This window comes from Nocardia puris (assembly GCF_003315035.1).
Classification (GTDB): Bacteria; Actinomycetota; Actinomycetes; order Mycobacteriales; family Mycobacteriaceae; genus Nocardia; species Nocardia puris.
The window spans coordinates 1,126,004-1,138,793 of the sequence record NZ_QNRE01000001.1 but is presented as its reverse complement, the minus strand read 5'-3'; the positions used below and the strand labels follow the sequence as shown (position 1 = coordinate 1,138,793).

Sequence of the window (12,790 nt, the reverse complement as noted above, 5' to 3'; positions counted from 1 at the left end):
GTCAGGCCGCGGCGGTCCGCAGGCCGAACCAGCCGGCGGCCGGGTCGGCGTAGCCGTGGTAGACGAGCGGGACGCGCTGGTCGAGGCCGAAGTGGCGGTAGACGGCGAGCATCGCCCGCCGCATCGAGTCGGCCTGGAAGTCCTCGGTGCGGCGGAAGCCGATCCGGCGTTCGGGCAGCAGCGCGAGCCGGGTGAGTTCGGCGCGATCGCCGAGATCGAGGCCGTAGGGGTCGAGGATCAGGTGGTCGCGCAGGATCGCGCGGACGCGGTCGGGGTCGGGGAGCGCGGCGGCGAAGGCGCGCAGTTCGGGACGTACCGCGGGCTCGGGACGCTCCGGTTCGGCGGGCGTCTCCACCGATGCCACCAGCGCGACATCGGGTTGCGGCGGCGCGTCGGGATCGGTGACGACGGCCTGTTCCAGCAGGTGCAGCACGCTGCCGCCGGGCATCAGCGGCTCCGGCACCAGGAACAGGGTGATCGCGGGGCAGACGCACCCCGCTTCGGTCAGGCAGATCTTCGAATGGAGCGGGTAGGACATGCGTCCTCCTGGCGAGGTCGGACGAACGACCGGCGGGGCGGCGGCGCCGATCGACTGGAGCCCCGCGACCCGCTGGCGGGCGAGGCGAGGCGGCCGGTGTGGGTAGCGCGTGCGACTCGAGTGGTCCTCTCCTGCATGGTAGTCCGGCGGGTGGTCGGACGGAACGGGTCGCGCGACTCAGGGCGCGGCGGTCGTCGCGGCCGGATCGAAGCCGCCGGGGATCTCGTAGACGACGCCGGTGAACGTCGCGCCGAAGAGCCGGCCCGCCGAGAAGCCCCGCTCGCCGCGGCCGTAGGTGACGACGGTGGTGAAGGGGTTGCCCGAGCCAAGGACGCAGTACGACTGCGGTGCGTCGAGGCGGACCACTTGGCCCGCGGTGTTGAACGGGACGACCGGGCGGTCGAGGGAATCGAGGGTGAGGCCGTCGGGCGCGGCGAAGGCGTCACCGCCGCCGAGATCGAGCAGGGACTGCGGCGCCCAGGGCGCGGCGATCGGGATGCGGCTCACCCCGGGGTCGGCGAAAGTGCGTCCCACATAGAGGAATTCACCCCGGCGGTCGAGGACCGCGCCGTTGGCGCTGGGCAGGGTGGTCCAGTCCGCCTGGACCGCGCGGTCCGGCGCCACCCGGCCGACGAGCACGCCGAAATCGTTGGTGGCGTAGACGGTTCCGTCGCGCGCCACCGCCATGCCGTTGGCGGCGCTGAGTCCCGCCGCGTACGGCGCGACCGCCCCGGTGTCGGGATCGACCTCCACGATGCCCGCGTGCCGCAGCGTGTCGCCCACCACCACGCGCGGGTCCGCGCCGTAGCCGACGAGCAGGCGCCCCGAGGGCGTCCACGCCAGCGCGCCCGCACCGCCGCTGGGCACCGTCGCGAGGGGCACCGGCGCCGCGCCGGGCGCGTCGATGCGGAACACGCGCCCGGTCAGCGCGTCGGTGGTGAAGGCGCGGCCGCGCGCGTCCACCGTGAGCCCTTCGAGCGCGCCGCCGACGACGGCCGAGAGCAGCGTCGGCTGCCCGGCGCCCGGACACACCGGCGCCGCGTGCGCGGCGGGCGCCGCCATCGCCGAACACGCGATCGCCGTCAGTGTCGCAACCGCTCCTACCAGCGTCTTCATGGTCATCAATTGGACCACCTCGGCACCCGATCGCGCGGCGAATCGCCGGGGGACGGTGAAATCGGCCACGAAATTTGTTACCGCGAGTAACACCTATTTGAGCTGGGTGCGACATTCACGCTGGGACTCGGGCACGCAAGACCGGACGGAAGGCCTTCACCATTCCCGATTTGGCGACCGCGCTCGGCCACGGCTGGGCGCTGACCTTCGGTGGCGGCCCCCGAAGCGGCCGACACCACCTGGCCGGCGATCAGCGAATTCCTCGACGGCGCCCTGGTTCCGGCGTGACCCGCCTCGGCACGGATTCGCTTCCGTCGTAGACGATCTCGCGGACGAGCAACGCGATCCAGATCATCGTGAACGGGATGACGGTGACGTTCTTGACCGCCAGCTCCCACGCGAGAAACGTGTCGCGCCCGTCGGGTTCGACGAACGAGGTGGCGACGATCCACGGCAGCGCCTTGAACACCGCGGCCAGCGCCACGAGGATGCCCGCCGACGCGAGCAGCAAGCGCGTCCGGTCGCGGAAGGCCTCGCCCAGGCGGTCGGCCGCGGTCCGCCACGGCACCCGTGGCCGGAACACCGTCGCGATCACCCAGCCGAGGAACGCCAGGCGCACCGCGAGCGTGAACAGCTCACCCGCCACGCCGCCGGCGAAGGCGAACCGGTCGCCGCCGCCGACGGCGAGGAACCGTTGCGCCGAAACCAGTGCGCCACAGCAGAAGATCACCGGATAGTGCCGAATCGAGAACCGGATCGCGTCCGTGAACACCCGGGCGGCCGTCGCTACGTCCATGGCAATTCCTTCACTTTTCTGAAAGATTCAGTTGACTGAAGGATATGCCGCCCGTGACGATGGCACCATGGTGGAAAACCCTGATATCGGGAACCGGATGGGCGCCGAACTCAGCGACGCGGTCGTCGTGTTCCACGAGGCTGTGGGTGCGTTGCTGGGGCTGTCCGCCACCGATCACAAAGCGCTGGGCGTGCTCGGCCGCGAAGGCCCGATGTCGGGCGGCGAACTGGCGCGCCGGCTGTCGCTGAGCCCGGCGGCGGTCAGCGGGATCGCCGACCGCCTGGTCGCCGCCGAGCTGGTCGAGCGCACCCGCGACGACGCGGATCGCCGCCGCTCGGTGCTCACCGCCCGCCCGATCGCCAATCCCCGCTACGGGCGCGCGTTCGCCGACCTGCGCGCGGCGATGGCCGCAGTGTCGGCGACGTTCACGCCCGAGGAACTGGGCGTGATCGCCACCTGGGTCACCCGCACCACCGCGGTACTGCGCGACCAGGCCGCGCGACTCGCGGCACCGGAATGAGTTCGCCGGAGCGAAGGCCCGCGGGTCAGGTGGCGGGTTCGGGTTCCGGTTCGTCCGTGACTTCGGGTGGTGGGGCGGTGGCCGTGTCGATCTGCTCGCCGACGTAGCGCAGTACCACCGCGACGATCGCGGCCACGGGCACGGCCAGGAACGCGCCGACGATGCCGAACAGCGCGCCGCCCGCCGTCACCGCCAGCAGCACCACGACGGCGTGCAACTGCATCGAGCGGCTCTGCAGGATCGGTTGCAGCACATTGCCCTCGAACTGCTGCACCGCGATGATGATGCCGAGCACGATCAGCGCGGTGGTCAAGCCGTTGCCGACCAGCGCGACCAGCACCGCCAGCGCGCCCGCCACGAACGCGCCGACGATCGGGATGAAACCGCCGATGAACGTGAGCACGGCCAGCACCATGGCCAGCGGCACGCCGAGGATCACCAGGCCCGCGCCGATCAGCACGGCGTCGATCAGGCTCACCAGCGCCTGGGTGCGGATGAATCCGCCGAGGGTGTCCCAGATCCGGCTCAGCACGGCCTCGAAGTGCCTGCCGCCCTTGGAGCCCGTGACGTTGTGCAGCCAGGGCAGGAACCGGGGCCCGTCCTTGATGAAGAAGAACGAGAGGACCAGCACCAGGAAGAGGGTGACCAACGCCGAGGTGGCGGTGGTGACGCCGGTGAACACGCCGGTGGCGATGGTCTCGGCGCTGGACTGCAGGCGCGAGACGATGGCCTCGACCGCCGAATCCAGCTGTTCGTCACGGATGTTCAGCGGCGGACCCTGCAGCCAGTCGCGGACCTGGTTGACGCCCGCGGTGCCTTTGTCGGCGAGCTGGGGAGCCTGATCCACCACCGACGGCACGATCAGCGCGATCACGCCCGACACGATCGCGAAGAACCCGAGCAGCGTCAGTGTGGCGGCCAGCGCGGGCTTGAGTCCCTGTTTCATCAGCCACCGGGTGGGCGGCCACAGCACGGTCGCGACGACGACCGCCAGCGCGACGGGCAGTACGACCACCCACAGCTTCGCGACGACCCAGCCGAGCACCCACGCGCCCGCCGCGATCGCGACCACGCACAGTGACCATTTCGCCAACCAGAACAAGCCGGTACCGATGACGGCTCCCCGATCCGGGGCCGTGTCCTTGCCGATTGCCCCCGATGTGGGCTCTTCGCGCTCACTCACGCCGCCCAGTCTTACACGGCGAACGGCCGCGGACCGGTTGCGCTCAGGCGGCGTATTCGGTGGCGAGCGCGGTGAGCACTTCGGAGCAACCCGCGTCGACGGTGTGGGTGGCCAGATCGTGCGCCCGGGTGCGGCCCCGGTTGACGATCACTATGGGACATCCGTTGGCCGCCGCCCGGCGCGCGAACCGCAGCCCCGACATGACCGTCAGCGAGGACCCCGCCACCAGCAGCGCCCCGGCCCGGTCCACCATGTCGAACGCGGCGGCGACCCGGTCCTTCGGCACGTTCTCGCCGAAGTAGACGATATCGGGTTTGAGCAGGCCGCCGCAGCGGGCGCAGTCCACCATGCGGAAGGTCGCAGTGTCGGCGACCACCGCGTCGGCGTCGGGTGCGACCTCGATGCCGGTGGCGGTCGCGAGTTCGGCGAAGTGCGGGTTGGCGGCCTCGAGGCGCTCGGCCAGCGTCATCCGCGAGATCAGCGCCGAACAGTCCAGGCAGCGCACCCGGGCGTAGACGCCGTGCAGGTCGATCACGCCCCGATGGCCGGCCTTGGTGTGCAACATGTCCACGTTCTGGGTGATCAGCCCGGTCACCACGCCCGCGCGCTCCAGCCGCGCCAGCGCGCGATGGCCCGCGTTGGGGCGCGCGGCGTCCATGCGCCGCCACCCGACGTGATTGCGCGCCCAATACCGTTGGCGGAAGACGGGATCGCCCACGAACTGCTGGTAGGTCATCGGCGTGCGCGGGGGCGAGCCGGGGCCGCGATAGTCGGGAATGCCGCTGTCGGTGGACAACCCGGCGCCCGTGAGCACCGCGACCGGGCGGCCGGCGAGCAGGTCCGCCACCCGCCGCACGTCGATGCCGGACGCGGGTGGCGCGAGGGACGACATGATTCGAGGGTAGCGATGATTCGACGGTAGCGGCCCGGCTCAGTGCTCGACGGAGATGACCAGCCGGGGCTTGCCCGGCTCGCCGGGCGCGGCCACCCGCTCCCACACCGCGTCCACCAGCGGCGCCAGCAGCAGCTCGCCGAGCTGGCGCACCAGCACGGTGACGATCTGCGCCGACTCGGGACGATCGGTGGAGGCCACGCCCGCGTCCCGCAGGGCGGTGATCTCACGCCGGGTCAGGTCGACCAGCGATTCCAGCAGTTCGAATCGCGCGTCGTTGGGTTCGAGCACGGCGCGGCGCACGTAGTTCACCACGGCCGGGTTCTCGGCGAGCATCGTGCGCACCGCCGCGTCGCGCGCCGCCGCCACCTGGGCGGTCGAGCCCTCGGCGGGCACCGAGGCCACCGCGTGCGCGAAGAAGTCGACGATCAACTGGTCCACCGCCGCGTGCAGGCCCGCCTTCGTCTTGAAGTGGTGCTGCACCAAGCCGAGGGTGACCCCGGCCTCGGCGGCGACGGCGCGTAGCGAGACGCGCTCCGCGCCGTACTGGGCGTACAGGTCCATGGCCGCGTTCCTGATGCGCGCCTTCGCGGTCAGATCGTCGTTGGTCGCCCGCGGATTCACCATGTGCCCTCGCCTCGTCCGGTGGTGCGGGTGATTCTACGTCCCGTAGTACCCCGCCGGCGACGGGCGCATCGTTCCCGGTGCAGTCGTACCACTTCTTTGGTACCCGCGTCGACCGCGCGACCCGCCGCGCCGGCGCACGGTCAGTTGCGAATGAGCAGGACGATGCCCGCGGTCACCACGCCGAGCAGGACGGCGCCCACACCGTAGGTGAGGCGGTGGGTGCGCAGCGGGCCCGCGAACCCGTCGATGCCGAGGCGGCCGGAACCGGTGAGCGCGAGTCCGGCGGCGGCCAGGGTGAGCACCAGTTCGTACTCGATGCCCTCGGGCAGGAAGAAGCCGCCGCCCCATTTCACCGCGATCGCGTTGAGCATGGTGCCCAGGATCGCGGCCGCGGCCAGCGGGGTGAGCAGGCCCAGCGCCAGCGCCAGTCCGCCGAAGGTCTCGGTGACGCCCGCGACGATGGCGAAGAACCGCGACGCCGGGTAGCCCGCGGAGCCGAAGAACCGGCTGGTGCCGTCGATGCCGCCGCCGTCGAACCAGCCGAACAGTTTCTGCGCGCCGTGCGCGGCCATGGTGAGCCCGACGCCCAGGCGCAGTACCAGCAGGCCCAGGTCGATGCCGATGTCGCCGGGCGCGGTGGTCGTCGCCGGTGTGGTCATGGTCGAGTCCTTTCGTTGCGGCCGGAGCCGGTGTTGGTGTTCAGTTGTGGGACAGGGGGATTCAGCCGAGCTGGATCGAGCGGCGCGCCATGCCGAGCCAGTAGCCGTCGACGGGCGTGCGCAGCGTCGCGAGATCGTCCGCGCCCGCGCCGAGGCTCACGAACAGCGGGGCGAAGTGTTCGGTGCGCGGATGCGCCAGGTGCGGCGCCGGCGCGCGGTGGCGGAAGTCGAGCAGCGAGTCGAGATCGCCCTCGGCCAGCGCGCGGGCGCCCCAGTCGTCGAACTCGGCGGTGAACGCGTGGACGTGCTCGTCGTCGGGGGTGAGCGCGCGCAGGTTGTGGGTGAAGAAGCCGCTGCCGACGATCAGCACGCCCTCGTCGCGCAGCGGCGCGAGGGTGCGCCCGATCGCGAACAGTTCGGTGGGATCGAGCGTGGGCAGCGACATCTGCAACACGGGCACGTCGGCTGCCGGATACATCTCTTTGAGCGGCACATAGGCGCCGTGGTCGAGCCCGCGTCCGGGTGCGTCGTGCACCTGGCCGCCGAGCAGTGCGCGCACCTTCGACGCGAGGTCCGGCGCGCCGGGCGCGGGATAGACCACCTCGTAATAGTGCCTCGGAAAGCCGCTGAAGTCGTAGACCAGCGGCACCGTCGTGGTGGCGCCGAGCGTGATGGGCGCGGCCTCCCAATGCGCCGAGATCATCAGGATCGCGGTGGGGTGCGGGAGTTCGCCCGCCCAGGCGGCCAGTTCGGCGGGCCAGTGCGGGTGGTCCGCCAGCGGTGGCGCGCCGTGGGACAGGTACAGCACGGGTGCGCGGTCGGACATGCCGGTCTCCTGCCGAAGTCGTTCAAGTTTGAACAACTGTAGCGCTTTGTTCAAATTTGAACAACAGGGCTAGGCTGGTGCCCGTGGACGAACCGAAGTGGCTGGACGCGGGGGAGATGCGCGCGTGGCACGCGTTCCTGGCCGCGGGCGCGCTGGTCACTCGCGAGGTCGAACAGCACCTCAAGCGCGAGGGCCTCTCACACCCCCAGTACGAGACGCTGGTGCGGCTGTCCGACGCCCCGGACGGCGCGCTGCGCATGACCGATCTGGCCGAGGCGCTGCTCACCTCGAAGAGCGGGCTGACCTATCAGGTCGAGCGGTTGGAGAAGGCCGGGCTGGTGCGGCGCACCGCGGCCCCCGGCGACGAGCGCGGTGTGGTCGCGGTGCTCACCGAGGCCGGGCGGCAGCGCCTGTCCGAGGTCGCGCCAGGGCATGTCGCCACGGTGCGGCGGGCGCTGATCGACGTGCTCACCCCCGGGCAACGCCGCGCCGTCGCCGACGGGCTCGGTGCGGTGGCCGAGCGGCTGTCGGGCCGCTGAGCAAAACGACGGGGCGGACGGGTGCTTGGACCCGTCCGCCCGTGTGCGGCAAGGGATTACCGCTTGTCATCGTCCTGATGCGTCCGCTGGCGTGCCTCGTCCACATCCGCTTCGGCCCTGGCCTTCTCGGCCTCGGCTTCCTTCCGCGCGGCCTCGCGCTGGGATTCGGCCTTGTCCTGCTGAGCCAGGCCCTCGTGTTCGAGGTCCTCGTTGCCGGTGACGGTGCCCGCGGCCTCCTTGGCTTTGCCCTTGACGTCCTCGACGACGCCCTTGACGCCTTCGCGGAATCCGCTCTCGTGCTTCGTCACGCTGTACCTCCATGATCGGGGTTGTCGGCTGACAGTTGCGCCCTACCCGGTCGATGGAGGCTCAATCACCGGGCGTCACAGCCGTTCGATGATCGTGGCGTTCGCCAGCCCGCCCGCCTCGCACATCGTCATCAGCCCGTAGCGGCCGTCCGTCTGCTCCAGGTGGTTGAGCAGCGTCGACAGGATGCGGGTGCCGGACGCGCCGAGCGGATGTCCCAGGGCGATGGCGCCGCCGCGCGGGTTGAGCCGCTCCGGATCGGCGTTCAGTTCGTGCCGCCAGACCAGCGGCACCGGCGCGAACGCCTCGTTCACCTCGTAGGCGTCGATGTCGTCGATGGCGAGTCCGGCGCGGTCGAGCACCTTGCGGGTGGCCGGGACCACGGCGGTGAGCATGAGCAGCGGGTCGTCGCCGAGCACGGCGAAGGAGTGGAAGCGGGCGCGCGGGCGCAGGCCCAGCTTCGCCGCGGTGTCCTCGCCCATGATCAGCGCGGCCGACGCGCCGTCGGTGAGCGGCGACGAGTTGCCGGGCGTGATCGACCAGTCGATCTCCGGGAACCGGGTCAGGTACTGCTCGTCGGCGAACGCGGGCCGCAGCCCCGCCAGCCCCTCGGCGGTGGTGGAGGGCCGGATCGTCTCGTCGGCGGTGAGCGCGCCCGCCGCGACGAGTTCGCGGTCGAAGCCACCCGCCGCGGCGGTGGCGGCGGCCAGGCGATGCGAGCGGGCCGCGAACTCGTCCAGCGCCGCGCGGTCGAACTTCCAGCGCGCCGCGATCACCTCGGCCGAAATGCCCTGCTGGACAAAACCTTCCGGGTAGCGGTGGGCCAGCGGGCCGCGGTTGACGTCCTTGCCCTGCGTATTGGAGAACATGGGCGCGCGGCTCATCGATTCGACGCCGCAGGCGATGGCGATGTCGTAGGCGCCCGAGATCACGCCCTGCGCGGCGAAGTGCGCGGCCTGCTGGCTGGAACCGCACTGGCGGTCGACGGTGGTGGCGGGCACCGACTCCGGGAACCCGGCGGCGAGGACGGCGGTGCGGCCGATATTGCCGGCCTGTTCGCCCGCCTGGGTGACGCAGCCGGTGACGACGTCGTCGACCAGCGCCGGGTCCAGATCGTTGCGCGCGACCAGCTCGGCCAGCACGCCGGCGAGCAGGGTGGCCGGGTGGATCTCGGACAGGCCACCGCCCGCCTTGCCCTTGCCCGACGGTGTGCGGATCGCGTCCACGATCACGGCGGATCTCATGGCTGTCTCCGATCGACTATGTTAACTGTGATTCCGAATTAAGTTAACACGGATTCACTCGCCGGGAAATGCCTCGGCGGCCGCGGTGGGCGGTCGGCCGGTGCCGCCGGACACTCCGGCGTGCTAGACAGGGGCGAAACAAGTGCTGTTCGGATCGTCGCGTTCTCCCGGTCGGGTGGCCGGCGGCCTCGACCGATGAGGGTGCCCCGTGGAGAGTTGGCCGGTCGCCGTCGCGCTGCCGCTGGCGCTCGGGTTCATCATGTTCGGGCTCGGCCTCTCGCTCACGGTCGAGGACTTCCTGCGCGTCGTCCGGTATCCGCGCGCGGTGTTCGTCGCGCTGTGCTGCCAGGTGATCGTGCTGCCCGCGCTCGCGTTCGGGCTGGTGGCCGGTCTGGACGTCACGCCGGAACTGGCGGTGGGCGTGATGCTGCTGATGGCCTCGCCCGGCGGGGCCACCGCGAACCTGCTCAGCCACCTGTTCGGCGGCGACGTGGCGCTCAATGTCTCACTGACGGCGCTGAATTCGGTGCTGTCGGTGGCGACGCTGCCGCTCATCACCAATATCGCGCTCGGATACTTCGACCCCGCGGGCACGGGCGGGGTGGGGATGCAGTTCACCAAAGTCGCGCAGGTGTTCGCGTTGGTGTTCGTTCCGGTCGTCGCGGGCATGATCGCCCGGCGGCTGCGGCCCGGTTTCGCCGACCGTTCGGACCGGCCGGTGCGCGTGCTCTCGGTGCTGTTCCTGGTGATCGTGACGGTGGCGGCACTGGTCGCCGAACGGAACAACATCGTCGACTACCTGGTCGACATCGGCGCGGTGGTGGTCGTGCTGTGCGTCGCGAGCCTGGCGGTCGGCTACTTCGTGCCCAAGGCGTTCGGCGTGGTGCGCGCCCAGGCTCTGGCGTGCGCGATGGAGATCGGCGTGCACAACTGCGTGCTGGCCATGACCATCGCCATCAGCGTGCTGGGCGATGTCCGCATGGCCGTGCCCGCCGGTGTGTACAGCATCATCAGCGTCCCGATCGTCTACTCCGCGGGTGCCTGGCTGGGCCGCGGTGTCCGGAACCGGGAGCCGCGACCGTCGGGGTTGCCGGGCGCTTCCTAGTCGCGCGGCGGCCTATTGTGGGGGACGTCGATCGGCACGGAGGTGACATGCACGCCATAGCGTTCAACGAATTCGGCGGTCCGGAGGTTCTGCGCACGGTCGAGGTGGACACACCCGAACCGGTGGACGCGCAGGTCCGCATCGCGGTGCGCGCGGCGGGCGTCAACCCCGCGGATTGGAAGATCCGTTCCGGGGCCCTGGTTTTCGGTGAGCCGTCGTTCCCGCAGTTCCCCGGCGCCGAGGCGGCGGGCGTGGTGGACGCGGTCGGGCCGCTGGCCACCGGCGTCGCGGTCGGCGACGAGGTGATCGCCTGGACGCGCGGCGGGTACGCCGAGTACGCCGTGGTCACCGACTACGCGCCCAAGCCCGCGGGCCTGGCGTGGGCCGACGCGGCGGCCCTGCCGGTGGCGGTGGGCACGGCCGCGAAGGTGCTGGCCCTGCTCGAACCGAAACCGGGGGAGACCCTGCTCGTGAACGGCGCGTCCGGCGCGGTGGGCTCGATCGCGGCGCAGCTCGCGCGGGAGGCGGGCGCCACCGTGATCGGCACCGCCTCGGCCGCCAACCAGGATCTGGTCGCCGCGCTCGGCGCGATCCCCACCACCCACGGCGACGGACTGGCCGACCGGGTGCGCGCGCTCGCGCCCGGCGGCGTGGACGCCGTGTTCGATGCCGCCGGACACGGCGCGTTGCCCGCGGCCATCGAATTGCGCGGCGGCACCGAGCGCATCGTCACCATCGCCGACGGCGCCGCGGCCGAACTCGGCGTCACCTTCTCCTCGGCGCCGGGCCCGCGCTCGCCCGAGTTGCTGGCCCACGTGGCCGAGCGGGTGGCCGCCGGCGCGTTCCGGCTGCCGGGCCCGGCGCGCACCTTCCCCCTCGCGCGGGCGGGTGCGGCACAGCGCGAGTCCGAGCACGGTCGAGGGCCGGGCAAGGTCGTGCTCCTCGTCGGCGCGGAGTGACCGGAATGCGCTGGCACGCGGTGGATATCCGGCTGGTGAACCACAGCGCCCGGGTCCCGCCCACGATCGCGGACCGGGCCCTGCTGGATCTGAGCGCCTCGGCCAACCACAACAAGTTGTGGCTGGCCGCGGGCGCGGCGATGGCGGTGCTCGGCTCGGGACCGGTGCGTCGCGGTGGACTGCGCGGCGTGCTCGCGACGCTGCTGGCCAGCGGCGTCGCGAACGGCATCGCCAAACCGCTGTTCCCGCGCCGTCGCCCGCCCGACGGCTCCGTGCCGTTCGTGCGCAGGCCGCTCTCGCCGCCGGTGTCCTCGTCGTTCCCGTCCGGTCACGCGGCCTCGGCCGCCGCCTTCGCCACCGGTGTGGCGCTGGAGAGTCCGGCCGCGGCGGCGGTGGTCGCGCCGGTCGCGCTGGCGGTGGCGTACTCGCGCGTCCACATCGGCGTGCACTGGCCCTCCGACGTCGTGGCGGGCGCGCTGCTCGGCTCCGGCATCGCGCTGGCGACGCATCGCTGGTGGGCGGTGCGCAACGACGAGCCCGCCACCGAGTGCGTCACCGAGAACATCGAACCGCTGCCGCACGGGCGCGGACTGCTGATGGTGACCAATCCCCTTGCCGGACTGGGTGATTCCGCGCTCACCGAGGCCCGCTTGCGGGCGCGGCTGCCACGGGCGCGGTTCCTGCGGATGGATCCCGACCGCGATCTCGGCGCGCAGCTGGACGAGGCGATCGAGGCGGGCGGCGTCGTCGCCCTCGGCGTGCTCGGCGGCGACGGTACCGTGTCGTCGGTGGCCGAGGTGGCGGTGCGGCGCGATCTGCCGCTCGCGGTGTTCGCCGGCGGCACCCTCGACCACTTCGCCAGGGACGCCGGGGTGGAGACGCACGAGAAGACCCTGGCCGCGCTGGCGGCGGGATCGGTGTGCCGATTCGACGCGGCGACGGTGCGCTACGACGACGAGGGCGAGCGCGTGTTCGTGAACACCGCGAGCCTGGGCGGCTACCCGCGCTTCGTGCGCCTGCGCGACCGCTGGCGGCCGCGCCTGGGCAAATGGCCCGCCGCGGGCGTGGCGATGCTGCGCGTGCTGATGCGGGCCCGTCCGGTGCGCGCCACCGTGGACGGCGTGCCGGTGCTGCTGTGGATGTTGTTCGTGGGCAACGGGCGCTATCACCCGTCCGACCAGGTACCGATGTCGCGGCCGGAACTGCACCGCGGCACCCTCGACGTGCGGTACCTGCGCGCCGACCTGCCGCTCTCGCGGGCCCGCCTGATCTGGGCGACGCTCACCGGCACGCTGGGCACCTCGGCCGCGTATCGGCACCGGGAGGCGCAGCGGCTGGTGGTGCGGACGGCGCGAGCGCCCGTAGCCCTGGCCACCGACGGTGAAGTGGCCGCGAGCGGGCGGGAGTTCGTGTTCACGAGCAAACCGGCGGCGCTCACGGTGTTCCGTATGCCGGATTCGCCCGCCGAATAAGTATGACC

At 71.8% G+C, this 12,790-nt stretch carries 15 protein-coding genes; 5 read left to right on the top strand and 10 right to left on the bottom strand.

What is annotated here, in order from left to right; genetic code table 11:
• Nucleotide 1 precedes the first annotated feature (1 nt).
• From DFR74_RS05275 to DFR74_RS05265, 3 genes are all read right to left on the bottom strand, one after another.
• Nucleotides 2-538 (bottom strand): hypothetical protein, encoded by a 537-nt coding sequence (locus tag DFR74_RS05275; RefSeq protein WP_067513918.1) that lies wholly within the window; start codon nt 536-538, stop codon nt 2-4.
• Between the two features lie 177 nt (nt 539-715).
• On the bottom strand, nt 716-1,654 hold the full coding sequence (locus DFR74_RS05270) for an SMP-30/gluconolactonase/LRE family protein (RefSeq protein WP_113974975.1): 939 nt from the start codon (nt 1,652-1,654) through the stop codon (nt 716-718).
• 250 nt (nt 1,655-1,904) lie between these two features.
• The gene (locus DFR74_RS05265) at nt 1,905-2,450 is read right to left on the bottom strand and encodes a hypothetical protein (RefSeq protein WP_067510195.1); all 546 of its coding nucleotides are present in this window, start codon (nt 2,448-2,450) and stop codon (nt 1,905-1,907) included.
• Nucleotides 2,451-2,517: 67 nt separating this feature from the next.
• Here DFR74_RS05265 and DFR74_RS05260 point away from each other — a divergent pair, with 67 nt between their 5' ends.
• On the top strand, nt 2,518-2,970 hold the full coding sequence (locus DFR74_RS05260; protein WP_067510198.1) for a MarR family transcriptional regulator: 453 nt from the start codon (nt 2,518-2,520) through the stop codon (nt 2,968-2,970).
• A 25-nt stretch (nt 2,971-2,995) separates the two neighbouring features.
• Here DFR74_RS05260 and DFR74_RS05255 read toward each other — a convergent pair whose 3' ends face one another.
• From DFR74_RS05255 to DFR74_RS05235, 5 genes are all read right to left on the bottom strand, one after another.
• The gene (locus DFR74_RS05255; RefSeq protein ID WP_067510200.1) at nt 2,996-4,153 is read right to left on the bottom strand and encodes an AI-2E family transporter; all 1,158 of its coding nucleotides are present in this window, start codon (nt 4,151-4,153) and stop codon (nt 2,996-2,998) included.
• 43 nt (nt 4,154-4,196) lie between these two features.
• Nucleotides 4,197-5,045, bottom strand: coding sequence for an NAD-dependent protein deacetylase (locus DFR74_RS05250; protein ID WP_067510202.1), 849 nt, complete (start codon nt 5,043-5,045; stop codon nt 4,197-4,199).
• Between the two features lie 39 nt (nt 5,046-5,084).
• Complete coding sequence (locus tag DFR74_RS05245) at nt 5,085-5,672, bottom strand: TetR/AcrR family transcriptional regulator (protein WP_067510204.1); 588 nt, start codon at nt 5,670-5,672, stop codon at nt 5,085-5,087.
• Nucleotides 5,673-5,812: 140 nt separating this feature from the next.
• Complete coding sequence (locus DFR74_RS05240; protein WP_067510207.1) at nt 5,813-6,331, bottom strand: DoxX family protein; 519 nt, start codon at nt 6,329-6,331, stop codon at nt 5,813-5,815.
• A 61-nt stretch (nt 6,332-6,392) separates the two neighbouring features.
• Nucleotides 6,393-7,157, bottom strand: coding sequence for a dioxygenase family protein (locus DFR74_RS05235; RefSeq protein ID WP_067510209.1), 765 nt, complete (start codon nt 7,155-7,157; stop codon nt 6,393-6,395).
• Nucleotides 7,158-7,240: 83 nt separating this feature from the next.
• On the opposite strand from DFR74_RS05235, the gene DFR74_RS05230 reads away from it, so the two are divergent.
• Entirely contained in the window at nt 7,241-7,696 is a 456-nt protein-coding gene (locus DFR74_RS05230) for a MarR family winged helix-turn-helix transcriptional regulator (RefSeq protein ID WP_067510445.1), read from the top strand.
• 56 nt (nt 7,697-7,752) lie between these two features.
• Here the strand turns inward: DFR74_RS05230 and mbp1 are convergent, their stop codons facing one another.
• The gene (mbp1, locus tag DFR74_RS05225; RefSeq protein WP_067510210.1) at nt 7,753-8,004 is read right to left on the bottom strand and encodes a microaggregate-binding protein 1; all 252 of its coding nucleotides are present in this window, start codon (nt 8,002-8,004) and stop codon (nt 7,753-7,755) included.
• A gap of 75 nt (nt 8,005-8,079) precedes the next feature.
• Nucleotides 8,080-9,246, bottom strand: a complete 1,167-nt coding sequence (locus DFR74_RS05220) for a thiolase family protein (protein WP_067510212.1) — start codon at nt 9,244-9,246, stop codon at nt 8,080-8,082.
• Between the two features lie 208 nt (nt 9,247-9,454).
• Here DFR74_RS05220 and DFR74_RS05215 point away from each other — a divergent pair, with 208 nt between their 5' ends.
• Genes DFR74_RS05215 through DFR74_RS05205 form a run of 3 tightly spaced genes read left to right on the top strand, consistent with a single transcriptional unit; the run spans nt 9,455 to nt 12,782 of the window.
• A complete protein-coding gene (locus DFR74_RS05215) occupies nt 9,455-10,351 on the top strand; it encodes a bile acid:sodium symporter family protein (RefSeq protein WP_067510214.1) in 897 nt (298 codons plus the stop codon).
• 47 nt (nt 10,352-10,398) lie between these two features.
• Nucleotides 10,399-11,310 carry an NADP-dependent oxidoreductase gene (locus tag DFR74_RS05210; RefSeq protein WP_067510216.1) on the top strand — a complete coding sequence of 304 codons (912 nt, stop codon included), beginning with the start codon at nt 10,399-10,401 and terminating at the stop codon, nt 11,308-11,310.
• 5 nt (nt 11,311-11,315) lie between these two features.
• Nucleotides 11,316-12,782 (top strand): bifunctional phosphatase PAP2/diacylglycerol kinase family protein, encoded by a 1,467-nt coding sequence (locus tag DFR74_RS05205; RefSeq protein WP_067510447.1) that lies wholly within the window; start codon nt 11,316-11,318, stop codon nt 12,780-12,782.
• Nucleotides 12,783-12,790: the final 8 nt, after the last annotated feature.